The sequence below is a fragment of the Yoonia maritima genome (assembly GCF_002933395.1).
GTDB classification, from domain to species: domain Bacteria; phylum Pseudomonadota; class Alphaproteobacteria; order Rhodobacterales; family Rhodobacteraceae; genus Yoonia; species Yoonia maritima_A.
The window spans coordinates 18,347-43,074 of the sequence record NZ_PKFN01000015.1 but is presented as its reverse complement, the minus strand read 5'-3'; the positions used below and the strand labels follow the sequence as shown (position 1 = coordinate 43,074).

30 protein-coding genes are annotated in these 24,728 nt (G+C 51.9%); 17 read left to right on the top strand and 13 right to left on the bottom strand.

Going from position 1 to position 24,728, the window contains the following annotated elements:
- Positions 1–108: 108 nt before the first annotated feature.
- The 4 genes from CYQ09_RS17865 to CYQ09_RS17850 form a co-directional block, all read right to left on the bottom strand.
- On the bottom strand, positions 109–1,056 hold the full coding sequence (locus CYQ09_RS17865; RefSeq protein WP_162617720.1) for a type IV pili methyl-accepting chemotaxis transducer N-terminal domain-containing protein: 948 nt from the start codon (positions 1,054–1,056) through the stop codon (positions 109–111).
- Between the two features lie 171 nt (positions 1,057–1,227).
- Positions 1,228–2,004 (bottom strand): enoyl-CoA hydratase, encoded by a 777-nt coding sequence (locus CYQ09_RS17860; protein ID WP_106746754.1) that lies wholly within the window; start codon positions 2,002–2,004, stop codon positions 1,228–1,230.
- Between the two features lie 62 nt (positions 2,005–2,066).
- Positions 2,067–2,918 (bottom strand): bifunctional DNA-formamidopyrimidine glycosylase/DNA-(apurinic or apyrimidinic site) lyase, encoded by an 852-nt coding sequence (gene mutM, locus CYQ09_RS17855; protein ID WP_106746753.1) that lies wholly within the window; start codon positions 2,916–2,918, stop codon positions 2,067–2,069.
- Positions 2,918–3,550 (bottom strand): hypothetical protein, encoded by a 633-nt coding sequence (locus tag CYQ09_RS17850; protein ID WP_162617719.1) that lies wholly within the window; start codon positions 3,548–3,550, stop codon positions 2,918–2,920. Before CYQ09_RS17850 ends, mutM begins: the two co-directional genes overlap by 1 nt.
- Before the next feature lie 93 nt (positions 3,551–3,643).
- Here CYQ09_RS17850 and ubiE point away from each other — a divergent pair, with 93 nt between their 5' ends.
- Together ubiE and ubiB are read left to right on the top strand one after the other, a co-directional pair.
- Complete coding sequence (gene ubiE / locus CYQ09_RS17845; RefSeq protein ID WP_106746751.1) at positions 3,644–4,396, top strand: bifunctional demethylmenaquinone methyltransferase/2-methoxy-6-polyprenyl-1,4-benzoquinol methylase UbiE; 753 nt, start codon at positions 3,644–3,646, stop codon at positions 4,394–4,396.
- A gap of 1 nt (position 4,397) precedes the next feature.
- Complete coding sequence (gene ubiB, locus CYQ09_RS17840) at positions 4,398–5,927, top strand: 2-polyprenylphenol 6-hydroxylase (RefSeq protein ID WP_106746750.1); 1,530 nt, start codon at positions 4,398–4,400, stop codon at positions 5,925–5,927.
- On the opposite strand, the gene CYQ09_RS17835 is transcribed toward ubiB, so the two are convergent.
- Together CYQ09_RS17835 and CYQ09_RS17830 are read right to left on the bottom strand one after the other, a co-directional pair.
- Positions 5,924–6,583 carry a flagellar hook capping FlgD N-terminal domain-containing protein gene (locus tag CYQ09_RS17835; protein ID WP_106746749.1) on the bottom strand — a complete coding sequence of 220 codons (660 nt, stop codon included), beginning with the start codon at positions 6,581–6,583 and terminating at the stop codon, positions 5,924–5,926. The genes ubiB and CYQ09_RS17835 overlap by 4 nt on opposite strands.
- Before the next feature lie 9 nt (positions 6,584–6,592).
- The gene (locus CYQ09_RS17830) at positions 6,593–7,828 is read right to left on the bottom strand and encodes a flagellar hook-length control protein FliK (protein WP_106746748.1); all 1,236 of its coding nucleotides are present in this window, start codon (positions 7,826–7,828) and stop codon (positions 6,593–6,595) included.
- 106 nt (positions 7,829–7,934) lie between these two features.
- Here CYQ09_RS17830 and CYQ09_RS17825 point away from each other — a divergent pair, with 106 nt between their 5' ends.
- From CYQ09_RS17825 to CYQ09_RS17800, 6 genes are all read left to right on the top strand, one after another.
- Positions 7,935–8,228: a rod-binding protein gene (locus tag CYQ09_RS17825; RefSeq protein ID WP_106746747.1), complete on the top strand. Its 294-nt coding sequence runs from the start codon at positions 7,935–7,937 to the stop codon at positions 8,226–8,228.
- Complete coding sequence (locus tag CYQ09_RS17820) at positions 8,221–8,562, top strand: hypothetical protein (RefSeq protein ID WP_106746746.1); 342 nt, start codon at positions 8,221–8,223, stop codon at positions 8,560–8,562. Before CYQ09_RS17825 ends, CYQ09_RS17820 begins: the two co-directional genes overlap by 8 nt.
- A 210-nt stretch (positions 8,563–8,772) precedes the next feature.
- Positions 8,773–9,618 (top strand): flagellin, encoded by an 846-nt coding sequence (locus tag CYQ09_RS17815; RefSeq protein WP_106357111.1) that lies wholly within the window; start codon positions 8,773–8,775, stop codon positions 9,616–9,618.
- 92 nt (positions 9,619–9,710) lie between these two features.
- A complete protein-coding gene (flaF, locus tag CYQ09_RS17810) occupies positions 9,711–10,085 on the top strand; it encodes a flagellar biosynthesis regulator FlaF (protein ID WP_106746745.1) in 375 nt (124 codons plus the stop codon).
- Positions 10,085–10,489 (top strand): flagellar biosynthesis repressor FlbT, encoded by a 405-nt coding sequence (flbT, locus tag CYQ09_RS17805; RefSeq protein ID WP_106746744.1) that lies wholly within the window; start codon positions 10,085–10,087, stop codon positions 10,487–10,489. The genes flaF and flbT overlap by 1 nt, the downstream gene beginning before the upstream one ends.
- Complete coding sequence (locus tag CYQ09_RS17800; RefSeq protein WP_106746743.1) at positions 10,486–11,289, top strand: DUF1217 domain-containing protein; 804 nt, start codon at positions 10,486–10,488, stop codon at positions 11,287–11,289. Before flbT ends, CYQ09_RS17800 begins: the two co-directional genes overlap by 4 nt.
- Before the next feature lie 40 nt (positions 11,290–11,329).
- Here the strand turns inward: CYQ09_RS17800 and CYQ09_RS17795 are convergent, their stop codons facing one another.
- On the bottom strand, positions 11,330–12,655 hold the full coding sequence (locus CYQ09_RS17795; protein ID WP_106746742.1) for a FliI/YscN family ATPase: 1,326 nt from the start codon (positions 12,653–12,655) through the stop codon (positions 11,330–11,332).
- Positions 12,656–12,741: 86 nt separating this feature from the next.
- On the opposite strand from CYQ09_RS17795, the gene CYQ09_RS17790 reads away from it, so the two are divergent.
- From CYQ09_RS17790 to CYQ09_RS17750, 9 genes are read left to right on the top strand one after another with little or no spacing between them, the layout of a single operon-like run.
- Positions 12,742–13,122 (top strand): FlgB family protein, encoded by a 381-nt coding sequence (locus CYQ09_RS17790; protein ID WP_106746741.1) that lies wholly within the window; start codon positions 12,742–12,744, stop codon positions 13,120–13,122.
- A gap of 9 nt (positions 13,123–13,131) precedes the next feature.
- Positions 13,132–13,524 (top strand): flagellar basal body rod protein FlgC, encoded by a 393-nt coding sequence (gene flgC, locus CYQ09_RS17785; protein WP_106746740.1) that lies wholly within the window; start codon positions 13,132–13,134, stop codon positions 13,522–13,524.
- Between the two features lie 11 nt (positions 13,525–13,535).
- Positions 13,536–13,817: a flagellar hook-basal body complex protein FliE gene (fliE, locus tag CYQ09_RS17780; RefSeq protein WP_106746739.1), complete on the top strand. Its 282-nt coding sequence runs from the start codon at positions 13,536–13,538 to the stop codon at positions 13,815–13,817.
- A complete protein-coding gene (locus CYQ09_RS17775; protein ID WP_106746738.1) occupies positions 13,817–14,083 on the top strand; it encodes a flagellar biosynthetic protein FliQ in 267 nt (88 codons plus the stop codon). Before fliE ends, CYQ09_RS17775 begins: the two co-directional genes overlap by 1 nt.
- Before the next feature lie 2 nt (positions 14,084–14,085).
- Entirely contained in the window at positions 14,086–14,799 is a 714-nt protein-coding gene (locus CYQ09_RS17770) for a flagellar hook-basal body complex protein (protein ID WP_106746737.1), read from the top strand.
- A gap of 15 nt (positions 14,800–14,814) precedes the next feature.
- On the top strand, positions 14,815–15,600 hold the full coding sequence (flgG, locus tag CYQ09_RS17765) for a flagellar basal-body rod protein FlgG (protein WP_106746736.1): 786 nt from the start codon (positions 14,815–14,817) through the stop codon (positions 15,598–15,600).
- Positions 15,597–16,013, top strand: a complete 417-nt coding sequence (gene flgA / locus CYQ09_RS17760) for a flagellar basal body P-ring formation chaperone FlgA (RefSeq protein WP_162617718.1) — start codon at positions 15,597–15,599, stop codon at positions 16,011–16,013. Before flgG ends, flgA begins: the two co-directional genes overlap by 4 nt.
- Positions 16,014–16,022: 9 nt before the next feature.
- Entirely contained in the window at positions 16,023–16,745 is a 723-nt protein-coding gene (gene flgH / locus CYQ09_RS17755; protein WP_106746735.1) for a flagellar basal body L-ring protein FlgH, read from the top strand.
- A 21-nt stretch (positions 16,746–16,766) separates the two neighbouring features.
- The gene (locus CYQ09_RS17750) at positions 16,767–17,264 is read left to right on the top strand and encodes a flagellar basal body-associated FliL family protein (RefSeq protein WP_106746734.1); all 498 of its coding nucleotides are present in this window, start codon (positions 16,767–16,769) and stop codon (positions 17,262–17,264) included.
- Here the strand turns inward: CYQ09_RS17750 and CYQ09_RS17745 are convergent.
- The 6 genes from CYQ09_RS17745 to motA all read right to left on the bottom strand — a co-directional run bounded on the left by CYQ09_RS17745 (position 17,252) and on the right by motA (position 24,699).
- Complete coding sequence (locus CYQ09_RS17745; RefSeq protein WP_106746733.1) at positions 17,252–17,647, bottom strand: hypothetical protein; 396 nt, start codon at positions 17,645–17,647, stop codon at positions 17,252–17,254. The two genes, CYQ09_RS17750 and CYQ09_RS17745, sit on opposite strands and share 13 nt — an antisense overlap.
- The gene (locus CYQ09_RS17740) at positions 17,647–18,720 is read right to left on the bottom strand and encodes an EscU/YscU/HrcU family type III secretion system export apparatus switch protein (RefSeq protein ID WP_106746732.1); all 1,074 of its coding nucleotides are present in this window, start codon (positions 18,718–18,720) and stop codon (positions 17,647–17,649) included. The genes CYQ09_RS17745 and CYQ09_RS17740 overlap by 1 nt, the downstream gene beginning before the upstream one ends.
- The gene (locus CYQ09_RS17735; protein WP_343229869.1) at positions 18,717–19,478 is read right to left on the bottom strand and encodes a flagellar biosynthetic protein FliR; all 762 of its coding nucleotides are present in this window, start codon (positions 19,476–19,478) and stop codon (positions 18,717–18,719) included. Before CYQ09_RS17735 ends, CYQ09_RS17740 begins: the two co-directional genes overlap by 4 nt.
- Before the next feature lie 17 nt (positions 19,479–19,495).
- Positions 19,496–21,586 (bottom strand): flagellar biosynthesis protein FlhA, encoded by a 2,091-nt coding sequence (flhA, locus tag CYQ09_RS17730; RefSeq protein ID WP_106746730.1) that lies wholly within the window; start codon positions 21,584–21,586, stop codon positions 19,496–19,498.
- Positions 21,587–21,760: 174 nt separating this feature from the next.
- A complete protein-coding gene (locus CYQ09_RS17725; protein WP_162617717.1) occupies positions 21,761–23,830 on the bottom strand; it encodes a hypothetical protein in 2,070 nt (689 codons plus the stop codon).
- Positions 23,830–24,699: a flagellar motor stator protein MotA gene (gene motA, locus CYQ09_RS17720; RefSeq protein ID WP_106746728.1), complete on the bottom strand. Its 870-nt coding sequence runs from the start codon at positions 24,697–24,699 to the stop codon at positions 23,830–23,832. Before motA ends, CYQ09_RS17725 begins: the two co-directional genes overlap by 1 nt.
- Positions 24,700–24,728: the final 29 nt, after the last annotated feature.

Here is a 24,728-nt window from a genome sequence, read left to right as displayed (position 1 = left end):
CCGACCGGGTTCAGAACCGGTTGATCTGGCCAAAGCGGGCCTCACACGCATGTATGAGGCGCCGCATAAGCCAGATTCCCTAACAATGCAACGCCATTTTGGCCTGCGTTAGTACACACGTTTGGAATATGTTTGGTAAAGCACTTCAAGTTCTTCAACCTTATGCAGCTTAACCGCCAACAAGTGATACAAATCAGCGCGATCTGCGACGCTCATTTCTGCACCCGATATCGCGGCATCAAGGTATCCGTTGATAACAACCCAATCCGCGGCGACGAATTCTAGGTTTTGTGCGATTTCCGGCGTAGGGGCGGGCTTAATTCCTAATTCTGGCATTCCATTGGCCAACGCATGCATGCCAACTTCGAACTGAGAAATTGTTTTCTGAAGATCCGCGATCAACGCTTCGCTTCCGTCGCCCGACCAGATCCGACATGCCTCATAGGCCATGCGCTGTGTCATCATTGCCAGCCGGCCTGACACCTCAAGAAGCAAAACATCGGACTGAAGCAGTTCTACAGGGTTAGAATATTCGGCCTCGATCTCGCTCAGAAGATGATAGGTCGCGTCCAAAAGCGTATCAGCGGCATCGAAGATCGTTGCAACTGCGGTTTCATCGCTAGGGTCATCCAACACAGTAAGCGCCGCGTTCTGAATTGGACCCCATGTGGCGATCAGTTCTTCGATCTCTACGGTCACCCGATGCAAGCGTTCTGCACCGATAATTCCCAACGTTTCGTCACCATTCAACAATGCAAGCAGCGCCGCATCAAACTGCGCAATGCTAGAGCGCAATAGATCGGATGCTTCATCAACGCCTACATTGTTATGAAGATAGCATACGGCGGCAGGGATTTCTTGGGATAAGGTCCGCAATAGATCGGCAGCGATAACACGGTTTGCTGCGCCCATGTCGATGATAATTTCGGTTTGTTCAGCAAGAACAATCTGTTCGGGTATGGGGGGCGATGTTTTCCCGGCAAGCAGTGAATTGGGAAGCAGAGCAATCAGCGTACTCAGTAAAAAGGCAGACTTCTTTAGCGGCAAAACGGTCATTTCGTTCCTTATCTCAGATCCTGGCATTGTGTCGATGGACTCAAGGTTGATACAGGACATCACCTCACAACCATGAGAACACATTGGGGCAAAAAGAGGTAATCGATACGGCAAAACAGTGACCTGCCGGTCGCGCCAAAGCGCAAAGGTGGGTGCGTAGGGAAAGGTTGGCTAGCGGTCGCGGAACTGCGGTTCACGCTTCTCTAGGAACGCGGCCATGCCTTCGGATTGGTCATCGGTCGCAAACAGCGACTGGAAGACACGACGTTCATAGTTCAGCCCTTCGGCTAACGTCGTTTCATAAGCGCGATTAACTGCTTCTTTTGCAGCAATCGTTGCGACTTGTGATTTCTCGGCGATCTTTTCCGCCGTCGAACGAGCTTCGGACAATAGCTTTTTCGCAGGAACAACGCGGCTCACCAGCCCGCTGCGCTCTGCCTCATCGGCATCCATGAAGCGCCCGGTCAGATGCATTTCCATTGATTTTGATTTGCCGACAAAGCGCGTCAAACGCTGCGTGCCGCCAATCCCAGCGATAACACCAAGATTGATTTCAGGCTGCCCAAATTTGGCATTGTCCGCGGCAATAATGAAATCACACATCATCGCCAGTTCGCAGCCACCGCCCAGCGCATAGCCTGCGACAGCGGCGATGATCGGTTTACGAGTGCGGTTAAAACGGTCGGTTTCGTTTTCGAAGAATCGCGAAGTATACATTTCTACGAATGTCTTATCGGACATTTCTGCGATATCCGCGCCAGCGGCAAATGCCTTTTCTGACCCCGTAATCACAATACAGCGCACCTTGTCGTTTGCGTCTGCGTCTTCAAGTGCGGTGCACAGTTCGCGCAACAGTTGGCTATTCAGCGCATTCATCGCATTTGGGCGGTTCAGAGTGATAGTCGCTACAGAATCGCTAACGTCTACGATGATTTTCTCAAAAGCCATTCGTGTACTTCCTGTTTCCCCAGATTACCTTAGTGATTAGCAAAGGCGACACATGGTGCAAGTTATCTTTGGCATTGCGGGCAAAAAAACGAAGAACGTCCCGACTGAACGATTCGCTGAATTGTCTTTTTACATCCGTCGGTTACGCATGGTTTTCCTTCTTGATCATAGACCTGAAAGACATGTTGAAAATATCCCAGCTCGCCATCAGATTGTCGATAATCGCGCAACGATGACCCGCCTGCGGCGATTGCTTCGGATAGAACCTCGCGAATAACGGGAACCAAGCTGGCGATCCGTTTGGCACTGATTTGGCTTGCTTTGCGCGTGGGGTGAATGCCTGTGCGAAATAGGACCTCGCAAACATAAATATTACCCAAGCCCGCGACAATTCCTTGATCAAGAAGCGCAGATTTAATCGGGCTGTTTTTACGTTTAAGCCGTTCCACCAAATAAGTTTCGTCAAATGCATTGCCTAGTGGTTCAGGCCCGATGTCACGGATCAGCCAGTGGTCTTCTTGTGTGGCGGTATCTAACAAATCCATCGCGCCAAACCGACGCGCATCGTTAAAGGTGATCCGCGCACCGTTATCCATGTGCAGCACAACGTGGTCATGTTTGGCAGGCACAGGGTGCGGGTGATGGAATTCACCAACCTTTACGCCAGACACCAACATCCGGCCTGACATCCCCAGATGGATCAGCAGCGTTTCCCCGCTATCAAGATCAGCCAAGATGTATTTAGAACGTCGCCGCAGCCCCAAAACACGTTTGCCCGTCAGTCGCGCAGACATGTTTTCAGGAAAGGGCCAGCGTAGATCTGGGCGGTTGATATCGGCTTGCGCGATGATCTGCCCTTCCATCGCAGGGGCGATGCCAGCTTTGACGGTTTCAACTTCGGGAAGTTCGGGCATTAGATCCTATTATTCTTTGCGATTTGTTCTTTCGCATATGTAAGGAAGGGACGGATGCCGACAAGGTATTTCATTACCTCGGTCTTTCTACCGCTCTCTAGTCGCAGGATATAGGCGTACTGCCCGTTATCCCGAATCGAGATAATATCCTGCCAGCGAAAATCGACCTCGCGCAGGAACCAATCCTTGTGAATGATGCCATGCTGATCATAGCGCAGTTCATATAGGTTCGTATAAAGCAGGCTATACGCGACAACAGCGCTTAGGCCTTCTTTCAAATATGGAACGTCGGGAATGTATTCCGTTCCGCCCAACCACGTCATCCAAAGAATAGCACCCCCGATTACGATACTAATCAGCCGCATGCCAATTGTTGGACGCAGTATCGTTTCGTTCAGCGTCATATTTGGTTCGGCGTTCTTGCCAACACCTGCAACAAACCCAACATCCATCGGGAGGTTGCTAAGTTGGGTCTTGGCAAAACCCGTCTGTTCGACCTCTTGGCCTTCGTTGTCGCGCTGATTTGTCCATTTATTCACACGCCGCGCGGTCAAAAACCGAAGATAATGGAAACCGAAAATGACTGCGCCGCAAAATACGAAAGCCAAAACGACAAAAATAATATCTAGCAATGCTGTGCCGACCTCCCGTGTCACATTGACAGTTTGTCTATTGGACCAAGTCCGTATAACCCGTTTGGGACAGTATTCGGGCGAAAGAATGACATGACCGACAAGCCAGAGAACACCACCCACTTTGGGTTCGAAACCGTACCCGAGGGCGAAAAGGCAGGCCGCGTGCAGGGCGTGTTTTCCTCGGTGGCGAGCAAATACGACATAATGAACGACGTGATGTCGGTTGGTATCCACCGGGTCTGGAAAGACGCCATGATGGATTGGCTTGCCCCTCGCCCCGGACAACGGTTGTTAGATGTTGCTGGCGGAACTGGTGATATTTCATTCCGGTTCCTGAAGCGTGCGGGCCACGGGCATTCCACCGTTTTGGATATTACCGAATCCATGCTTGTCGAAGGCCGTAAACGCGCCGAGGCAGAACGCATGTCGGACAGTCTTGATTGGGTGGTTGGCGATGCGATGGCGCTGCCGTTCGAATCGAACACCTTTGATGTTTACACAATCAGCTTTGGCATCCGGAACGTCACGCGCCCCCAAGAAGCCCTGAACGAAGCCTACCGTGTTTTGAAACCGGGTGGCCGTTTGATGGTTTTGGAATTTAGCCAACTGCCGAACCCGATGATGCAGGCCGCATATGACGCCTATTCGTTCAATGTTATCCCGCAGATGGGTCAACTGATTGCCGGGGACCGTGACAGCTATCAATATCTTGTGGAGTCCATCCGCAACTTCCCAGACCAAGACACGTTCCTAGACATGGTGCGCAAAGCTGGCTTTGGGAATGCGAAGTATCGCAACCTGTCGCTTGGCATTGCAGCGCTGCATTCGGGTTGGAAACTATAATATGCGTGGCCCCCACAATATCATTCGCCTGATCCGTACTGGCGCAACATTTGAACGCACTGGCGCGATGACAGTCGTTTTGGACGCGCTTGATGCGGGTCCTCTTCTGCGCATGACCATCCGCACGTTGGTTTGGCCGTTTCAGTGGCTTGGCTACAAAGGCGACATAAACATGCCCCCCGCCACAAGGGCACTGACGGCGCTGGGACCTGCTTATATCAAGTTTGGGCAAGTCCTATCGACGCGCCCCGATGTTGTTGGCGAAGATTTGGCCGTTCAGTTGCGCGTGCTACAAGACAAACTGCCACCGTTTTCGATGGAGGAAGCCAAAGCCGCTATCCAAAGCGAACTGGGCGCGCCGACAGACACGTTGTTTTCGACGTTTTCAGAACCCGTTGCGGCTGCTTCGCTTGCGCAAGTCCACAAGGCACATCTGGCGGACACAGGCGAGGCCGTTGCAATCAAGGTCCTGCGTCCCGGCATCGAGAGAGCATTCCGCAAGGATGTTGACGCGTTCTATTTCGCGGCGCGTGCGATTGAAATTCTGTCGCCCGCGTCACGACGTTTACGCCCAATGGATGTGATCACCCATTTCGAAGGCGTCGTTGCTGGAGAGCTTGACCTGCGGCTTGAGAGTTCGGCCGCTGCGGAATTCGCCGCCAACACAGAAGGCGACGCCGGGTTTCAGGTTCCACTCATCCGCTGGCATCTTTCCAGCCGACGCGTCATGACGCTTGATTGGGCGGAAGGTGACAGTATTGGTGATAACGCGGCACTCGACGCCGCTGGGCACGACCGAACAGCGCTGGCATCACGGGTGCTGCAACTGTTCCTGAACCACGCGCTGCGCGACGGTTTCTTTCATGGTGACATGCATCAGGGGAACCTAAAGGTCGCCGCCAACGGTGAAATCATCGCCTATGACTTTGGGATCATGGGCCAAATCGATGAATATACTCGTCGGGTCTATGCCGAGATTTTGTTTGGGTTCATTCGTAAAGACTATCAACGCGTTGCTGAGGTCCATTTTGAGGCAGGCTATGTGCCCGCTGATCAAGATGTGGACGAATTCGCGCGCGCCCTGCGCGCTGTCGGCGAGCCGATTTTTGGTATGGATGCCAGCCGCATTTCCATGGCACGGCTGCTAAGTTATTTATTTGAGGTAACCGAACGCTTTGGCATGGAAACCCGCACTGAACTAATTCTGCTGCAACGTACGATGGTCGTGGTCGAAGGTGTCGCCCGGTCGCTGGACCCACATATGAACATCTGGCAAGTCGCCAAGCCTGTGGTCGAAAGCTACATCAAGCAAAGTATCGGCCCCAAGGCCCTACTGCGTGATCTTGGTAAAACAGCGATGGTTTTGTCTCGATTTGGGCCGCAACTACCGCGATTAGCCGAAGAAGCGTTGATACGTCGGAACAATCCGCAGCCGCAGCCAAAGCCACCGTCATTGGCCCATCAGCTGGGATGGATGACACTTGGTGGTGCGCTTGTCGGTGCAGGCGTTTGGATCAGTGCGTTGCTTTAAAGTGCCGGGTCACGCAGCGCGCTGACCTGTGATGTCGCAACCGCGACACCACCATCAAGAATGAGAATGGTTTCACCATCTTGGGCACGTACCTCTGTCACGGTGCTGTACAATTCAACCGCTTCCTCGGTAAGAATTTCGCCTTCAAGCGAGCTGATCAACTCAAAGGAGTAAAGACCTTCGGCGAATGGATATCCGCCCGTGTCGACACCCGCCCATTCTACGGGGTCCGCACTGATTGGAACGTCGAACCGCTGCACCTCAGCACCCGATTCGTCGCGTACAACCACCTCTGCCTTATCCGCAACAACGGCTGGGTTTGGGGCCAAAGTAATTGGTTCCCCGTCAAAATATGCCGGGGATGCGGCGCGCGCTTCTTTGCCAACCCACGCGGCCATATCGGCCAACCCACCCGAGGAAAGTTGTGCGCTGAGCGATTTAAGCAAATCATTCGTCATCACGGCCTGTTCCACCCCCGAAAACGTTGCAAGCTGTGTCGCATAATCGGTTGAATCAACGGGGTTCAGTGGATCTTGGTTTTGCATCTGCACGGTAAGCATCTGCAAAAACATCTCAAAGTCGCCGCTTACCCCGCTTGTCGTTCCCGTTGTTTGTATCGCTGCGGTCGTCGTGCCTGTTGTGCTTGTTACGTCCATATCGATTTCCTAAAGCCTTATATCTAAACCGCTGGTCACTATCATTTGCGTTGTATGCGGGTCTGCGACTTGGGCCGTTTCGGTGTTTTCATCAACCTCGACCCCCGCATCAGTGTTCGCCGATTGTTCCGGCCTATTATCCTGCCCGAAGGCAAAGGAAACATCACTATACCCAAGGTCGCGGAATTCTTGAGCAAGTGTTTCAATGTGCCGACGCATCAGGTCAGTTGTTTCTTGCCGTTCAGCCGAGATGCTTAGCGTGATGGCATTTTCGACCACTGACATGCTCAACCTTACGCGCCCGAGCTCTTCTGGGTTCAAGGCAATTTCTGTGGGTTTTCCGGCATGCTCTGTCACCGCTACAGAAAGCTGGTTCGCAACCTGCCGAACGGTATCAGCGTTTGGGATGGACACCGCCGAACTGGTTGGCTGTATGTGTTGAGAGACACCTTTATCAGGTATCCAAAAGGCCCCATTTTCAGCATCGATAACCTGCCTACTGGCCTCCAGTGTGGGCGGCTCTGACACTATGGAAGGCATCATTTTTGGTGTTGCTGGCGCAGTATCAAAAGAAGGCTTTGGCTCATACCCAAATGGCTTAAGAATTGTATCAGGCCTTGGCGCGGAATCGATCTTCATCGCAGGTTCAGAAGTCACCGTTTTTTCGGCCACCCGGGCGACACTATCGACCGCCTCAACAAAACGCTCTGCGCGAATGGGGTGCGCCACAGGTTTTGGGATTGCCGGTATCTGTGCCTGTTTTTCAGGTTCAATACTCGATTTTAGTATAGCAATTGACCGCGGACCAAGCACGCCATCATCTGGCGCGGGCAGTGGAATGCAACCTTCGACAATGGACTGCGCGGCGGTCATTTTTGGCATAACAATTTGCTTCGTAACACCAATATCATTGGGGCTATGTTTTTGCGCATCGACAGCCACGACACTAACCGCGTCATGCTTTACGGCTACATCGTCAGGTATCGGTAATTTTACCGGCGCATCGTCAATTTTGAGGCCGTCAAAGTCGCTTTGCTGAACCTTCTGCTCACCTGTCGCGCCGTCAAGAATAAGATCGCCTAGCATAGCGAACACAGGCGTTTCTTCGGCATCGACGTCCGGCTCTGACAATTCATCTAGAATATCGGCAAAAGCGAACGCGTTATCCGTTGCGCAGGGCATTTCGCCAACCAAAACCGGTTCCGTAGCCTTGGTAGACACGTCAGATGGCAACAAAGGTATCATCAACTCTCCAATAGAATCTGTGAACAGCTCCCTTTTGCCTGACAATACTTACTGATTGTTTACGGCTCGCTGGCAAAGTGGAAAAGGATCAAACCCGGAGAAGCCGATGACAGCCATTCCAGCCCTACCTGCCCCGCGGTCAAACCCGCAGCTACCAGACTATATCCAAAATGATGCAAAGCTGCGCGAGGCAGCGCAAAAGCTCGAGGCGTCATTCCTATCGGAGATGTTAAAATCCGCTGGGCTTGGCGCCCCTCGCGAAGCCTTTGGCGGCGGCGCGGGAGAAGAGCATTTTTCGTCATTCCTACGCGAAGCGCAGGCCAACGAAATGGTAAAGGCCGGCGGCATTGGCCTTGCTCAATCACTTTTTGAAGCAATGAAGGTACAATCAAATGCGTAATCCAGTGATAAAACGTCTAATACAGATACTCAAAGCCGAGAAATCTGCGCTGCGGCGGGCCAACTTTGATGTACTTGGCAGTTTGGAAAAGGCGAAATCTGAACTGTTCAAAGAGCTCGCTGAGTGCACGCCGGATGCAAAGGAATTGCGTGCCGTTCAGTTGGCAGTAGCCGAGAATCAGACACTGTTTTCGGCTGCAATAGCAGGGATTGGCGCTGCGCGCGCAAGGATTGAGGCGCTGCAAAATGTGCGCGCGGGCCTAAACGTATACGATAAGTCAGGTGCCATCGCCAAAATGGCGAATCCAAAATCCGAATTCGAAAAGAAGGCATAATTTGGGTAAAATTTGCGGCGTTTCGCTTTTCAGCTTTAACGCATTGTTTAGTCATATCCGCACAAACTGGTGACACAGCCAAAACGGCTAAGGTGCTTAGCTAACGCAGGCACTGATCTTCGTCAGAATGACGTTTCATTCCGTGGAACACCCACGGTTTCCTGAAACAAACCGGCGCAAAGCGCCCCCTTCATTATAGGATCACGAAACATGTCCAGCATTCTGACCAACAACAGCGCAATGGTTGCGCTTCAGACACTGAAATCAATCAACGGCGACCTGTCCGAAACACAGTCGATGATTTCTACGGGTAAAGAAGTCAGCTCTGCCAAAGACAACTCAGCGATTTGGGCGATTTCCAAGGTCATGGAATCGGATGTCGCTGGGTTCAAGGCAATTTCTGATAGCCTGGCACTTGGCGAATCAACAGTCGCTGTCGCTTCGGCTGGGGCCGAGCAGATTGTCGAAACACTGACCGAGATGAAACAGCTCGCTGTCTCTGCACAGTCTGAAAACGTTGATTTCGCCAAGATCCAAGCTGATATGGATGAAAAAGCGGCCCAAGTCGCTTCAGTTATCAGCGCATCGCAATTCAATGGGGCGAACCTGCTTGCCACAGATGTGGACGGTAATGGTGGCACTGGCTTGAACGTGCTGTCGTCGCTTGATCGTGTCGGAAGCGGCGCACCGACACCGACGTTGATTACCGTTGATAGCGTGGACTTCGAAGCCGATGTCGATTTGGTTGCAAACCTAACTGCGATTACAGACACTGCAACTGCTGCAACTGCACTGGGCGAACTTGAAACCTTTTTGACAACTGCGATTGATGGTGCTGCACAGCTTGGCGCGTCGGCGAAACGGATCGACAGTCAAAACGAATTTGTGAGCAAACTATCAGATTCTCTGAAGTCTGGCATCGGCACCATGGTGGATGCTGATATGGAAGAAACATCTGCAAGGCTGCAGGCGCTGCAAGTACAGCAACAACTTGGTGTACAATCGCTATCGATCGCGAACCAAGCGCCTCAGACTATTCTGTCGCTGTTCCGTTAAATTGAATAAGTGGTGCCGCAACATCGGCACCACAACAAGATTCGTCGCGGAAAACCCCCGTATCGTTCGAATTCGTGCCGGAAGGACCCCACGTGAACGTCATAGAACAAGCTCGGCAGGCATATGCCCCAACACAACTCGCAATCAGAACAGAACGATCAGTCGAAGCTCAACTCGTCAGCCAAATCACTGCTCGCCTACGCGATACCATGTCACAAAGCGCAGGCAATTTTGCCGCGTTGGCAGTTGCTGTACACGATAATCGACGTATGTGGACGACCCTTGCTAGCGATGTTGCTGGCAGCGACAACGCATTACCCAAAAGCCTGCGCGCGCAGTTATTTTATTTGGCTGAGTTCACAGAACATCATAGCCGGCGCGTATTGCGTCGCGAAACTGACGTTTCAGCGCTCGTTGAAATCAATACAGCTGTTCTACGCGGTCTCAACGGGCGAGGGGTATCATAATGTCAGGGCTGGTTTTAAAGTTAAACCCTAAGGAACGTGTGTTAGTAAACGGTGCGGTCATTGAAAATGGTGACCGGAGAAGCCGTCTCTCCATCATTACTCCAAACGCCAATATTTTACGATTGCGTGATGCCATTCGACCAGACGAGGTCACGACGCCTGTGCGTCGCGTATGCTATATCGCTCAACTTGTATTGTCGGGCGATGTGGAAGAAAGGGATGCGCAATTCCAGATTATGCGCGGCATCGAACAGCTAAGCCAAGCATTACGCGACGATGATAGCCGCCAACATCTAACAGCGGCCACTAATGCAGCTGAAAAATGCGACTTTTACCGCTCTCTCAAGGCTTTACGTAACCTACTACCGCGTGAAGCGCGTCTCCTTGCTGGACATCAAGCGTGACTTTTCAACCTGTTGTACCGCTTTCGGGCTACGGTGGATGGCGCTTTCTTGAACGCACGCTTGATAGCCAACAAGAAGCGTTCACAAACAGTCAGCCCATCGTGAGAGATACCGAGTATTTCCGCGAAAACATCGGCAATGTCCAAACTGCGGCAGACCTTGTCAGTGACCGACGGTTGTTGTCGGTTGCTCTCGGTGCGTTCGGCCTTGATGATGATATCAACAGTCAATTCTTTATTCGGAAAATTCTAGAAGACGGAACTTCGGCGGATGATGCTCTTGCAAACCGTATGGCCGATAATCGCTATGCTGACTTCAGCGCAGCATTTGGTTTTGGGGACCAAACGGCACCTTCGACGCAAACTGCAGGATTTGCGGACGATATCATAGGCAGGTACGAAGTACGACAATTTGAACAGGCTGTTGGAGAACAAGATAACGATCTGCGGCTTGCCATGAGCGTGGAAACTGGAATCGCAGACATCTTAAGCAGAAATAGTTCTCAGGCTGGGCAGTGGTATTCGGTCATGGGAAATGCCCCCATGCGAAATGTATTTCAAACCGCGCTTGGCTTGCCATCTAGTACATCTAGCATTGACCTTGATCAGCAGCTTGAAATTTTCCAAGAACGGTCTCAGGCTGTCTTCGGCACGGATAGTCTTGCCGACTTTTCTGATCCAGAACAGCAGGAAACGCTAGTCCGGATGTTTCTTATACGATCTGAAGCCGCAAAATTTGCGACTTCAACAGGTGGTTCCACAGCACTTACTTTATTACAATCCGTACCTTCTATCTTTTAAAGGTCATTGATTAAAAGGTTACAGGGAAACTGCGATTGCCCTAGCGACTGGATTTTCCAGTTACTGCTTGGCGTAGCTTTGCAAAATGAGCCAAAGTTCCGCGAGTATCCTTCATCGTCAAAAAGCTTTCGAGCGCTGGTGAGCATGCGATAGCTGCGTCAATCGCCGGGTCAGAACCTCCAGTATATAGACCCGCTTGTATCATGAGCTCCGCCTTTTGAAAGGTACCCATATGGGTTCGGGCCTGCGCAATAAGGCTGTTTTCTTGGTCAGTTGCAGCGTCGGGCAGTGAACGAGAAACCGATTTCAGAACGTTGACCGCTGGAAACCTGCCTCTCTCTGCGATCTCGCGTTCTAACACGATGTGACCATCCAACACCCCGCGCAACATATCGGCGACCGGTTCATCCATATCTGAACCCGCAACCAAAACCGAAAACACTGCTGTGATGTCGCCGCTGTCACCTGCACCTGGACCAGCCCGTTCACAAAGCGCTGCAATCGCAGGACCTGTTGATGCCGGGTATCCGCGCAAATTCGCGGCTTCTCCACCTGCAACAGCCACCTCTCGGTGGGCCTCGCAGAATCGAGTAACAGAATCGACAAGCAATAGAACCTGCCTGCCATTGTCCCTGAAATGCTCTGCTATTGCAGTTGCGGCCCATGCACATCTGCGTCGCACCTGAGGTGCGCGTTCTGACGTCGCAGCCACAACAATCGCGCGCTTCATACCCTCCTGCCCCAAAACGTCTTCGACGAAATGTCGAACTTCGCGACCGCGCTCGCCGACGAGCGCGATGACAATCACATCTGCGGTCACCCCCCGCGCTAAATCTGCCAACAATGTTGACTTTCCCACGCCAGAACCCGCGAATAAGCCAACCCTTTGTCCCTGAACAATTGGCAAAAGCGTGTTAAAAACAGCTAGTCCTGTTTCGATCCGCGCACCCATCGGGCGACGTTGATGTGGCGCTGGTGGATCCATGCGAAGCTGGCGCGGTGTAACACCCGGCAAGAGCGGACGCCCATCAATCGGTACGCCATCAGGGTCTATTACACGACCTATCCAACTGTTATCGGGCGCAAAAACGGGGGACTGATCGAACACAACCCGGTCTGACAAACGGATACCGTCCGACGGACCGTCAAGCAACACATGCGCACCGTTCCGATCTAGGCGAACAATTTCACCGCTGATTTGTCGTTCATCGCAAAACACACGCGCGCGATCACCAACTTTTATAGAATCATTCGCACCACCCACTTGGACGGTGCCCCCGTGCACCCCCAACACGCGCCCGACTTTATGAACACCACGTAAATTTTCGACCGCTGCTGCCGCTTGTTCAAGGATATTTTGCGTCATCTGTTGTTCCTGTCGTGATCCCACAAACCTCTTCTTAAGGAATCAGCCTTAATGCTTTGTTGAAACCAAACGAGGGAGAACCCCCGATGAGTAATTCTTTGGATATGTTCCAAACCGCCAGTGCGATGGCCCGCCATGCCGGGGCCCGACAAACGATGATCGCGCGCAACATCGCCAACGCAGACACACCCGGCTACCAAACTCAGGATGTTGCTCCATTCACCGATGCTATGCGCAGTACAGCGACAGAACAGCGCGCGACACGCCCCGGACATATGACCACTCGTACAACGGAATTTTCCACGGCGACCACGACGACGACAGGTGAACCATCCCCGAACGGCAACACAGTTGCGATTGAAGACGAACTTATGAAGTCGGTCGAGGTTCGTCAGGATCATGACAAGGCCTTGGCCGTATACCGACATGCAATGACCGTACTACGTACCAGCCTTGGCAAAATGTAGGGAAGCATCATGACCGATTTCAGCGAAGCAATGTCAGTTGCAACCAGTGGAATGAAAGCGCAAGCCAATCGACTACGGCATGTGTCCGAAAACATCGCCAATACCGACACCCCCGGATACCACCGCAAAACGATTTCATTTAGCGAAGTCGTCGATGCCGGGCGCAGTACGGGTGCGGTGGAAACAGGCAGGGTCAAGCTAGATCAAACCCCACTTCCGCGTATTTATGACCCATCCAACCCGTTGGCAGATGCGACCGGGCATTACGATGGGTCGAATGTAAATTTACTTGTTGAAATTGCCGACGCCCGCGAGGCCCAGCGCAGTTACGAAGCCAACCTCAAAATGTTTGATCAAGTGCGCCAGATGTCATCTGCGCTCATGGATTTATTACGCAAATAAGGAGAACCCTGATGAACATCAGTTCACTCGTTGCACAAAACTATGCTGCCAGCAAAACAGCCACAGCCCCAGATGCCGGATCGAGCGGTAACGCGATCCTTGGTGCGGCGAAGGATTTCATGTCGACAATGCAGGCCAGTGAAAACACGGCGATGCAAGCAATGACGACAGGCGCGGACCCGCACGCCCTTGTAGAGGCATTGGCCCAAACAGAATTGGCTGTGCAAACCGCCGTGACAGTCCGCGATCGCGTCGTCGAAGCCTATCAAGAAATTCTGCGGATGCCAATTTAATGACCGAAGCGTTGTTCTATGACACGCTGCGGCAGGGGCTTTGGACAGCGTTTATTATATCAATCCCAATCCTAACGGTCGCCTTGATCACCGGTTTGGTCGTGGGCCTATTTCAGGCGCTGACATCAATTCAGGAAATGACCCTGACGTTTGTGCCCAAACTGGCAGCCATTGTCGGGACCTTCTGGATAACCATGAACTACATGACTGAAACGCTCGTGAGCCTATTTCAAGGCACGCTTATCCCCATCATTGCCGGAGGTTAGACATGGATAATGCTTCGTATACCACCCTAACCCGCCAGTCGGGATTGATGAACGAAATGCAAGTGCTTGCGAACAACATCGCGAACGCCTCAACCACTGGATTTCGCGCCGAAGAGGTGATGTTTTCTGAACATGTTAAGGCGCTTGGCCCCGACACTGCATCGCTTTCGATGGCGACTGCAAACGTGCGCGACACTGTCATGACCCAAGGTAGCCTGACACAAACCGGCGGTACCTTTGATCTAGCAATTGAGGGCGATGGTTTCTTTCTTGTCGAAACACCGAACGGCCAGCGGCTTACCCGTGCGGGAGCTTTTGGCCCCAATGAGAACGGGGACCTTGTGACGCCCGATGGCTATCCTGTTCTGGATGCAGGCGGCGCACCCATGTTTGTTCCCCAGGGTGTTGGTCATGTTGGGATCGGCGCAGACGGTACGATAAGCGCAGGTGGCCAACCGATCGGACAGGTCGGGATATTTGCGCCCACCGACCCAAATCAAATGACCCGCGAAAGTGGTGTTCTATTTGACGCTGCGGGCGGATTTGAACCAGTTCCAGATGGTCGAATGCTGCAAGGGTATCTTGAGGAATCCAACGTAAATCCGATTTTACAAGTCAGTCGCATGATTGAAGTCCAGCGCGCTTATGAAATGGGTCAGGGTTTTTTGGATAAAGAACACGAACGCATCCGCGGCGTCATTCAGTCGATCCGATAACACAGGAGAATTACCATGCGTGCATTAGAAATCGCCGCCGCCGGCATGTCGGCACAACAAACCCGCGTCGAAGTTATTTCCAACAACCTCGCGAACATGAGCACGACAGGTTACAATGCGCGTCGCGCTGAATTCGCAGACCTGCATTATCAACAGGTTGCCCGCCCGGGCACAATTAACGCATCTGATGGGACTTCGTTGCCAACCGGCGTTCAACTGGGTCTTGGGGTACGTACGACTGCGGTATCGGTCATGCTGTCACAGGGGTCGCTTGCCGCGACTGGTGGTGATTTGGATCTCGCGATTGAAGGTGACGGATACCTAGAGGTAACGTTGCCATCCGGCGTTTCCGCCTACACGCGCGATGGCGGACTAAAGTTAACGGGGGACGGCCAAATTGTCACCTCAGATGGGTACCCCGTCGTTCCGGACATCACGATCCCGCGTGATACGCAATCGCTGTCGATCAACGCCGAAGGCGAAGTGTATGGTTATTTTTCTGACCAAGTAGAACCGCAGTTGCTTGGCCAGTTTACAATGGCCGGTTTTACCAATCCCAAAGGCTTGGAGGCGGTTGGATCAAACCTGTTCGTCGAAACACCTGCATCGGGTCCGTCACTCGTTGCCACCCCCGGCGAAGATGGATTGGGCGTGCTGCGCCAAGGATATTTAGAAGCCAGTTCAGTCGATCCGGTACGCGAAGTGTCCGATCTTATCGCCGCCCAGCGCGGGTACGAACTAAATTCAAAGGTTATCACCGCAGCCGATCAAATGCTTAGTTCGATGGTTCAGGTACGATGATCCGCGTCTTTGCCTTAATTGGTATTTTTGCGACGCCGATTAGCGCGGACACCGTGCTGGCGGCGCGGACCATTCCCGCACATTCAACAATTATGCCCGAAGATGTGATGGTAAACGGGCGGAGCATCCCTGGCGGTATCAGCGACCCCGCCCAAATTATCGGCATGGAAGCCCGCGTTGCGCTGTACGCAGGGCGTCCTATCCGCCCGGGCGATGTCGGATTTCCGGCTGTTGTTGAACGCAACCAAATTATCCCACTGCATTACAATCGTCATGGCCTGATGATTAGCACCGAAGGGCGTGCTCTTGGCAGGGCCGGGCCCGGCGATGTGATCAGGGTCATGAACATCAGTTCGCGTAGCACTGTTACTGCCCAAATTGGTGCGGATGGCGCTGGTTACGTCGCACATTAAGGACAAATAATGCGTAAAATGCTTTTGATTATCGCCACGCTTTCTGGTTGCACTACAACCCCCATTGGCCGCCCTCCAAAATTTACCCCGCAAGAACGCACCGTAGAGCGTGAAGCAATGTTCAATCCGAGCCTTCCAGACGCTGTGATAACCACAATGCTAGGCCCGACGTCGCAAGCATCGCTTTGGACTGGAGAACGTGGGTCACTATTGGGAGACCGACGCGCCATGCAGCGCGGAGACATCATGACAGTCGTTATCGAAATCGACGACAGCGCCGAAATTTCGAATTCTACTGCCCGGTCGCGATCTGCATCCCAGCAAGCAGCGATGCCGCAACTCATGGGCATCCCTCAACGTATCGATCCGCGCCTGCCTGAAGGGGCTTCTTCGGCCGCGCTTGTTGATCTAAATTCCGATAGCAGCTCCTCCGGCGATGGATCTGTGCGGCGCAATGAGAAACTAACGCTCAGGGTGGCTGTAACCATTACGGACGTCCTGCCCAATGGTGTCCTTGCGATTACAGGACAGCAAGAGGTGCGTGTTAACTACGAATTGCGTGAACTGATTGTCACGGGATACGTGCGCCCCGAGGACATCACCCGGCAAAATGAGATCACCTACGACAAAATCGCGTCAGCGCGGATTTCATACGGCGGACGCGGTCAGATCACTGATATGCAGCAACCACGTTACGGGCATCAGGTGCTTGAAAGCACGCTGCCGTTTTGATCAGAAACCAAAGGACATAACATGAAAAAGATATTATTGCCGTTGTTGCTTTTGCTCATCGGTACGGGGGGGGGCGTTGGCGCAGGGATAATGCTGATGCCCGCACACCAAGAGGAACTTTTAACTGATGGTAACCCTTGTGGTGAAGTAGTTGCAGAGGATCATTCGGATGCTGTCGTCGCGGAAATAACCCTGGAACGCGAGTACGCGAAGTTGAACAACCAGTTCGTCATCCCTGTTGTAGAAGACGGTGCAGTTTCGGCGCTCGTCGTGATGGCGATTAGCCTTGAGGTAACGAGGAACAATACATCGGCGGTCCACACAACAGAGCCTAAATTACGCGATGCATTTTTGCAGGTTATGTTTGATCATGCCAACATTGGCGGTTTTTCTGGTAATTTTACCTCAGGAACGAATATGCACGCGCTGCGGAGCGCGCTACTCAATGCGGCGCAACGTGTTGCGGGACAAAACGTGACAGATGTTCTGATCACAGACATAGTACGTCAGGACACATAATATGCCCTGCGTCGCTGCAAAATTCGGCTGTCCGCTTGCATCCGCTTTACTATCTCATGAACGGCCTGATCACGTCCAAACGCAATTTTTAGTTTGGCGCGACAGGCTTCTTGCTGCGCCAAAACCTGCGCGAGTTCGGTATTGATCGTTGATCGCCGTTGATCGACCCAATGTAGCCAACGTACGTCTGCACCTGCCAATATCGCTGCGTCCATGATTGATGACTGGGGCCCGCCCCGAGCATGCTTTGGCTGCACCAACTGCGCAAGATTTCGGCGCAGGTCAGCCTCTCGCCGAGACAGTTCTGCCATCTCTGACTGCGCTGAGCGTAGTATCAACCCCGTCAACTGGGACAATCTTTGTGCCTGTGGAACATCAGCCATCAGTTTCGTGCCTTTTTACGCATGGTATCAGCGAACCTAATCGCAGCGGCGACAGCCCGATAATGCTCGGATGCAACCGTATCCCCAATCTCAACGCTAGCATGGAGTGCGCGTGCCGTCGGCGGATCAGAGTGCACAGGCACCCCATGTTCAAAAGCAATTTCGCGGATCTTGGCCGCACTTTTATCTACTCCCTTAGCCACACAAACGGGGGCTCCCACAGATGTGCGGTCCCATTTTAGTGCCACGGCGTAATGGGTCGGGTTCACGATAATGACGTCAGCAGTCGGCACATCCGCAAGCATCTTGTTCATAGCAATCGCCTGCCCCTTCATGCGGCGTTGCTGTTTCATCATTTGATCGCCCTCAGACTGCTTCGTCTCGTCAATCATGTCCTGCCGGCTCATCCGGTTTTTCCGTAGGTGTTCAGCGCGTTGCCATAAATAGTCCACACCGCCCATCGCGATTGCAACGGTTGCAACAATGGCCAAGAGTTTCACTAGCATTGTTCCAAGTACTACAACGATAAGCGCCGGCGGTAAGTACATGCTTCCTAATATCTGATCCGTTTGTGACCGCAGAAATACCCCTAAGATCATCGCGTATATCAGCAACTTAGAGAAACTCTTGACGAACTCAAAAAGTGCCTGACGACCGAATTTGTTCGACACACCAGAAATCAGAGATATCCGGCTAAGTTTTGGTGCAATTTTGTTGGGTGCTATGACAAATGCACGCTGAGCAAGAAGAGACAGCACGGCACATAACGCTGGGATAACAAACCATACCCCGATATTGAACACAGACGCGCGTATAACCCCGCCCAAAATTGGCTGTGCGGAACCACCAAAGAGCAGTGAACTTAGCTTATCAGATTGCGACATCATCGCACTTAATGTTGAGCCTAAGTCCATAAGCGCTTGGGGGCCAAGCGTAATCCCAGTGAGCAAAAAGCCCGCATATACGGCAGCAGTCGTTAGATCCGCAGATCGTGCAAACTCTCCTTTTTCGCGGGCATCATCAAGCTTCTTTTGACTGGCCTCAAACTGCTTTGAGCTTGCGTCTTGACTCATGGCGGCGACCTAAATGGGAATGCCATAAATTCACTGAACGCGTCATGCCAAAGCGCCAACATAATCGGCGCAGATAACAGCAAAAGCAGTAATCCGCCCGCTGTGATCGCAGGCGCACCCACAAATGATACCATCAACTGCGGCATTGCGCGGTTAATAACACCAAGCACGACGTTATATACGAGTGAAGCCAACAGGAATGGCGCTGCCAACGAAAACCCGAGCTCAAAAATGCGGCGAACCTCGTCCAAACCTAGATTTACGACCGTATCCGCGCGCAACATTGTCCCAATCGGAACTAATTCATAGGTCTGAATCATGTAGCCGGCCAACTGGACATGCAGGCCAGAAATCACGGCGAGAGCCGTACCACTTACGACCAAAAGATGACCAATCGCAGGCTGTGCATCGGCCCCCGCGGATCCACCAAAAATCTGAGATAGCGATGTCGACTGGGCCGCGATAGCCCCAGAAATTTGAAGAGCCATAATAAAAAATCGCAAAAATAGTCCGAAAAACAGGCCACTTAGTACCTCTGGCGCCGCCGTAGCAAGCGCTGTTATCACCCCATTCGTTATTGGGGGTACCGACAAAAAAACAGAAGGTGCAACAATGCAAGTAAACCCGAAGGACAGAGCCACCCGCACCCGAACAGGAACTGGTTGGTCACCAAAAGCTGGCATGACCGCCATCATCGCGCTGATCCGCACAAATACGACAAATGCAGTCCAAATACTATTCTGCCAAAGCGTTACCATTTGCGATAGTTCCGCAATCATATTGCGACGAGCCCCACCAACGCTGGTCGCGCATCAACGCCAATTTCTTCGAACGACAGAACAGGGTTCATGATCCCCTTGGCAGCCATCACCGTTCGTAAAAACCGTCGCCTTCGCATCGAAGTCACCACTGCAGCATGTGCACCGGTAGATGCTGCCTGAGCCAACTTTTCAGCTATACCATCGGCGAGTCGGTTAAAGTTTTCGGGAGGCAAAGCAACATCACCTGACCCGCGGTCTGACCGAATTTCATATGTTGTAAACGTATCTTCCCATTCTGGCGCCAACTGAACGAGAGGTATCGTTCCATCAGATCGACGCATTTCGGCAACCAATTGAAAGCCCAACCGCTGCCTCACGTGTTCCGTAATTCCGTCGACTGACGGGTGCATTTGCCGCCCCTCAGCGACCGCCTCGATTATTAACGGTAGGTTCCTGATCGAGACACGTTCGTCCAATAGCAAACGCAACACTGAAAGAAGTAAGTCGAACGGAACCTTGTCGGGTATCAACTCTTCCAACATTTTTCTGTTTGCATCCGCACGCGCCGCATCACTAAGGTTTGCCATTTCGTCCAACCTACGCCGCAAAGCCTTAAAGGTTAATAAACGTGAGAAGTTACGTTTGACGACCTCTAACAGATGAGTAGCGAGAACCTCTGCTGGCTGAACCGTGGTAAGCCCTGCCAGCGCCGCGTCTTCCTGTTTCTGCGCAGTAATCCATTTTGCCGGCGCCCCATATACAGGCTCCGCCACGACATCACCCTGTATTTCGGTTACATCCGCTTCGCTAATGAGCGCCAATATTTGATCTGGCTTTAAGTTGTCGCGCACCTGCTCGACGCCTTGAACATGAATGACGTAAGTTCCAGGCGTCAGAGACGCATTGTCAGTTAATCGAATTTCGGGAAGTAGAACACCGAATCCTGTAGCAACATGACTACGCATGTTAGCGATCCGCGCATCGAGCCCCGTACCAGGATCCAGCACCATATCGACAAGATCCGGCGCGAACTCTACGTGAATGTCGTCCAAATCAAGAACGTCACCCATCGATTTTTGCAGTGATTTATTTTCAGTGAGCTCAGATAAATCGTTCGCGCTTGGCTCTGGATCTTGTTTCTTATATTTTATCGAAAGTGCGCAAAAGCCAAGCGTCGCGGCACCCAACATAAACGGGATAAACGGCATGCCCGGTACCAATGCAAAAAGTGCCATTAGAATTGCAACCGTAACCAAAGCTGAGGGATGACGCCCTAATTGCGACGCCAACGCCAAATCGGTCGGGCCAGTCGCGCCCCCCCTCGCGAGAAGCAGCGCCGAAGCGATTGAAATCACAACCGCCGGGATTTGCGAAACTAGCCCGTCACCAACCGTCAAAATCGCATATGTTTCAAATGCCTGAGATACTGGCATATCGTTCACCGCAATACCGATGATCAAGCCCATCACGAGATTAAGGCCCGTGATCAGTAACCCCGCAACGGCATCACCTTTGACAAATTTGGATGCACCGTCGAGCGAGCCAAAAAACGTTGTTTCGGCTTGTTCGCGTTCGCGCCGTGTCTTGGCTTCCTGATGATCGATCACACCTGCCGACATATCGCTATCGATTGCCAATTGCTTGCCGGGCATAGCATCTAATGCAAAACGCGCGCCTACTTCGGCCATACGCGTGGCACCTTTGTTAATGACCACAAAGTTAACAATTAACAGCACACAGAAAACGACCAATCCTAGTAGTACGTTACCGCCCATCACGAACGTTGCGAACCCTTCGATTACACCGCCCGCAGCGTCGGTGCCCGTATGTCCTTGTCCTATAATTAATTTGGTCGAGGAAACGTTCAGCGACAACCGCAGCATTAAGGATGCCAACAACACTGTTGGAAAAGCCGAAAAATCAAGAGGTCGTTCAATGAAGAGCGTCACCGTAAACATCAAAATCGCGAGCGCAAATGAAGCGGCTAAGCCAATATCGAGCACCCAAGCCGGCACTGGTAAAATCATCATTACAATCACAGCCATCAAAGCCAGCGCCAACAAAATTGTCGGTTGAAAGATTTCATTTAGCCGAAAAGAACTCATCTGCTTACCGACCAAAGATCGTGTGCACCAGTTACACAACGAATGCTTCCTATGAGATTTTTGACCATGAGCCGTTCAGGGGGATTTGATTGCATATTCATCTTAGGCACCGATCCATCAATTAGATGATCATTGTCTAAAACTGGTTTATAAATCGTAACCATATACACGGAATTATGGCTGATCTGGCTTTTTTAAATCCTCTAAATAGGCCGTTATCGCTTCCCGTATCTCTGACGATTGGCCCAATAATGCGCGGCTATCAGCCAGCGGGGATTGGATAGCATAATCTGAAAACACTCCATCAGAATTAGTGGTTTGAGATACGGCGCCCTCCAGCGGAGTGGAGCGCTTAGCATCATTCAGATCAACCTCCGCTTGCCCGTTCTGCGATCCTCCCCACCCCATATTGGTCTCGTCAGGTGTTAAAGGATACTCTATCGGAGACATTTCAATACGGGTCTCGGAAAACCCAAATAATGTAGCTCGATCAATAAAACCTAAATCAGCTAGTCTCACACCGATTTCGCGTTGCACTTCAGGCGAAAAATGGTCCGGAGGTTGGTCGAATGCAAATTCAACGAAGTCAGCGTCAGACATCTCGCTAGCCGCGCGGGCCGCCAAAGCATCATACGATCGGGTATTCGTACGTAGATCAACATGGACGGTTTCACTAGATAACAGCGCCAATGCGTCGTCAAAGAGGTTTTGGGCGAGGTAAGCATCGAACTGCGCCCGAGCTAACTCTGCCGCTTCCGGCGAATCTCGCGCTTCGAAACGCACAGCATCCGCCAAGACAAAGTCCTGACGCGCAACTGGAATATCCTTTTCGCTAGAGCCATTCAAAATCTCGGTCATCGCGTTAGGCGTAATACGTGAGTTTGGCTGGACTAGTTCTAGGATAGTTTCCGCGGCAGCATCGTGATCACCAATAACGCCCGATAGTAAAATATCAGCTATCAAATCTTCAGCTGATTTATCCCGGTCGACCGGCGCGCTGGACAGCACCTGCATGGCAGCATCATGATCGCCGATATCCAGAAACCGGGTCACGAGTTCCGCACTCAGGTGAGATCGCAACTCTGGCGGCAAGGCTTTAAAGGCAGTAAGGACTGCCGATCGATCAACCTCTGCGTCAAGCGGGCCGTCACTGACCGAAAGCAATGCCCATAGCGCAACAGCCGAATGGCAGCTAACTTGTTGTGTGCCTAGTTCATGACTGCGACTATCGCCATCAACGATATGAGCCAACTGGCTGAGGTAGGAGCGCTGTTTGGAGTGAACACCATCGGTTTCCAAAGCTTGAATCGCTTCCGCGCCAAATCCAAAATAAACATAAATTTGCGCAAGCCGTAGAACGTTATGCTCGTCTGTTTGATCAAATTCTTGAGTAACGCCGGAACGCGCCTCGCCTATTTGGGTGCTAAATGGTCGCTCATCCGCCCAAAGGTGAACATTAAAATACTCTTCTTCGGGACAAGCGCCTCCTGATTGCGTTTGCCCGGCTCTTTGGTCGACACTAACGGCCATCACGTCGAGGTTGTTATGCGTGATCAACCCGGGAAGATGTTCGTTGCTAGCCCACAGGTCGGTCGCGCTGACTGCTTCTCGCATCGTCCCGGTGGAAACGGTCTGACCTCTGTCTAAAACGCCACGCGTCAACCCATCAGCCAGACCATGAACAACGGTTTGTTCTAACAAAGATAGATCAGCATCAAGCCCACCTGTTGGGACTGAATCGAACACTGGCGCCACGATAGGTTTCGTCTTTACGGTTCCTTGTTCCGCCTGAATGATGAGCGGTAAACTCCATTCAGGTAATTCGTTCGGAACCGGTAAATTAGTTGCCTCGAAGTCATCAAAAAATGGCTCTTCATAAGGCGATCCGAATTTCGGCAAGCCGTCAATAATGTCGACAACCAGAATTTGTGGCTGGAAAAGAAATGCCTCTGCCCTGCAATCGCACGCGACGGCGATCCGTACGGTATCTTCTGCCAACTGATTGACCTCTGAAATGCGATCACGTGGAATAAGGTCATAAAAACGTCGCAAATCGAAACCGTCGCTAGACGGCAACAATAGCGCGTATCCATCATCTATTCTTCCTAGTTTCCAATCAACACCCTCGGCAATACTAAACACCATACGCGTAAAGTTTGGGTGCTCGCCGGTTTGTACGCTGACTGGTTCGGCAGCCGTACGTAATGGCAAAATCAAACATATCATTAGGAATAATTTATGCATCAGGCTGCGCTCTGCTTGGCAGCCTTCAGTGCGACTTCCATCTCAGAAAAACTGGGGCGCAGCCCCCCCGGCATATTTTGCCGCCCTACCTCAATGCAAATATTTGGCGCGTGCGCATGTAAATTCGCGACCAACACCTCTCTAATCAGCTGATGAAAATGGGCATCCTCTTCAATGACCGCCTTTACCTTGGTGGAAAACGGCGCAACTAAACCGTAGGCTAAAAACACCCCAAGGAATGTGCCGACCAATGCACCCCCGATCAGTTTTCCTAACACTTCTGGCGGCTGGTCAATTGAACCCATTGTTTTGATCACGCCAAGCACGGCAGCAACGATACCCAAGGCTGGTAAGCCATCGGCGACCGTTTGCAATGCATGTGTTGAATGCATTTTATGATGCAGGGTCGCTTCAATTCTTTTTTCTAGAACTTCCTCGACCTGATGTGGGTCGTCATAATTCATCGAGGCCGAGCGCAGCGTGTCGCAAATAAGCGCGATAGATTCACCATCTTCCAAAATCCTTGGGTATTTACCAAAAATCGGGGATTCTTCCGGGGTTTCGATATGGCCTTCTAGGGCCATTGGGTTGCCGCGAGCCAGCCGAATAAGCTCAAACAACAGGCATAAAACATCGCTATAATCCTGAGAACGCCATTTTGGCCCCTTAAAAACTTTACCAATGTCTTTGAGCGTATGCTTAATCGCTGCGCCATCATTGCTGATTGTAAAAGCCCCGATTGCGGCGCCGCAAATCATGATCATCTCAAATGGGAGCGTTTTTAAGATGATCGCCATTTTACCACCCGCAAGCAGATAGCCGCCAAAAACCGTTACAAAAACTAAGACTACACCGATCAAGCCAACCATTTGGGTTTGTCCCTTTGCTATTATGAACC

Excerpts from the sequence above, each read along its gene's own strand:
- CYQ09_RS17835 (WP_106746749.1), bottom strand. The coding sequence starts at position 6,583 with ATGGACGTAACAAGCACAACAGGCACGACGACCGCAGCGATACAAACA.
- CYQ09_RS17860 (WP_106746754.1), bottom strand. The coding sequence starts at position 2,004 with ATGGCTTTTGAGAAAATCATCGTAGACGTTAGCGATTCTGTAGCGACT.
- CYQ09_RS17865 (WP_162617720.1), bottom strand. The coding sequence starts at position 1,056 with ATGACCGTTTTGCCGCTAAAGAAGTCTGCCTTTTTACTGAGTACGCTG.
- CYQ09_RS17815 (WP_106357111.1), top strand. The coding sequence starts at position 8,773 with ATGTCCAGCATTCTGACCAACAACAGCGCAATGGTTGCGCTTCAGACA.
- CYQ09_RS17775 (WP_106746738.1), top strand. The coding sequence starts at position 13,817 with ATGACCGAAGCGTTGTTCTATGACACGCTGCGGCAGGGGCTTTGGACA.
- fliE (WP_106746739.1), top strand. The coding sequence starts at position 13,536 with ATGAACATCAGTTCACTCGTTGCACAAAACTATGCTGCCAGCAAAACA.
- CYQ09_RS17740 (WP_106746732.1), bottom strand. The coding sequence starts at position 18,720 with ATGAGTCAAGACGCAAGCTCAAAGCAGTTTGAGGCCAGTCAAAAGAAG.
- CYQ09_RS17750 (WP_106746734.1), top strand. The coding sequence starts at position 16,767 with ATGAAAAAGATATTATTGCCGTTGTTGCTTTTGCTCATCGGTACGGGG.
- flgG (WP_106746736.1), top strand. The coding sequence starts at position 14,815 with ATGCGTGCATTAGAAATCGCCGCCGCCGGCATGTCGGCACAACAAACC.
- CYQ09_RS17745 (WP_106746733.1), bottom strand. The coding sequence starts at position 17,647 with ATGGCTGATGTTCCACAGGCACAAAGATTGTCCCAGTTGACGGGGTTG.
- ubiB (WP_106746750.1), top strand. The coding sequence starts at position 4,398 with ATGCGTGGCCCCCACAATATCATTCGCCTGATCCGTACTGGCGCAACA.
- CYQ09_RS17735 (WP_343229869.1), bottom strand. The coding sequence starts at position 19,478 with ATGGTAACGCTTTGGCAGAATAGTATTTGGACTGCATTTGTCGTATTT.
- flgH (WP_106746735.1), top strand. The coding sequence starts at position 16,023 with ATGCGTAAAATGCTTTTGATTATCGCCACGCTTTCTGGTTGCACTACA.
- flhA (WP_106746730.1), bottom strand. The coding sequence starts at position 21,586 with ATGAGTTCTTTTCGGCTAAATGAAATCTTTCAACCGACAATTTTGTTG.
- CYQ09_RS17820 (WP_106746746.1), top strand. The coding sequence starts at position 8,221 with ATGCGTAATCCAGTGATAAAACGTCTAATACAGATACTCAAAGCCGAG.
- CYQ09_RS17725 (WP_162617717.1), bottom strand. The coding sequence starts at position 23,830 with ATGCATAAATTATTCCTAATGATATGTTTGATTTTGCCATTACGTACG.
- flgA (WP_162617718.1), top strand. The coding sequence starts at position 15,597 with ATGATCCGCGTCTTTGCCTTAATTGGTATTTTTGCGACGCCGATTAGC.
- flbT (WP_106746744.1), top strand. The coding sequence starts at position 10,085 with ATGTCAGGGCTGGTTTTAAAGTTAAACCCTAAGGAACGTGTGTTAGTA.
- ubiE (WP_106746751.1), top strand. The coding sequence starts at position 3,644 with ATGACCGACAAGCCAGAGAACACCACCCACTTTGGGTTCGAAACCGTA.
- flgC (WP_106746740.1), top strand. The coding sequence starts at position 13,132 with ATGACCGATTTCAGCGAAGCAATGTCAGTTGCAACCAGTGGAATGAAA.
- CYQ09_RS17790 (WP_106746741.1), top strand. The coding sequence starts at position 12,742 with ATGAGTAATTCTTTGGATATGTTCCAAACCGCCAGTGCGATGGCCCGC.
- motA (WP_106746728.1), bottom strand. The coding sequence starts at position 24,699 with ATGGTTGGCTTGATCGGTGTAGTCTTAGTTTTTGTAACGGTTTTTGGC.
- CYQ09_RS17795 (WP_106746742.1), bottom strand. The coding sequence starts at position 12,655 with ATGACGCAAAATATCCTTGAACAAGCGGCAGCAGCGGTCGAAAATTTA.
- CYQ09_RS17825 (WP_106746747.1), top strand. The coding sequence starts at position 7,935 with ATGACAGCCATTCCAGCCCTACCTGCCCCGCGGTCAAACCCGCAGCTA.
- CYQ09_RS17770 (WP_106746737.1), top strand. The coding sequence starts at position 14,086 with ATGGATAATGCTTCGTATACCACCCTAACCCGCCAGTCGGGATTGATG.
- mutM (WP_106746753.1), bottom strand. The coding sequence starts at position 2,918 with ATGCCCGAACTTCCCGAAGTTGAAACCGTCAAAGCTGGCATCGCCCCT.
- CYQ09_RS17830 (WP_106746748.1), bottom strand. The coding sequence starts at position 7,828 with ATGATACCTTTGTTGCCATCTGACGTGTCTACCAAGGCTACGGAACCG.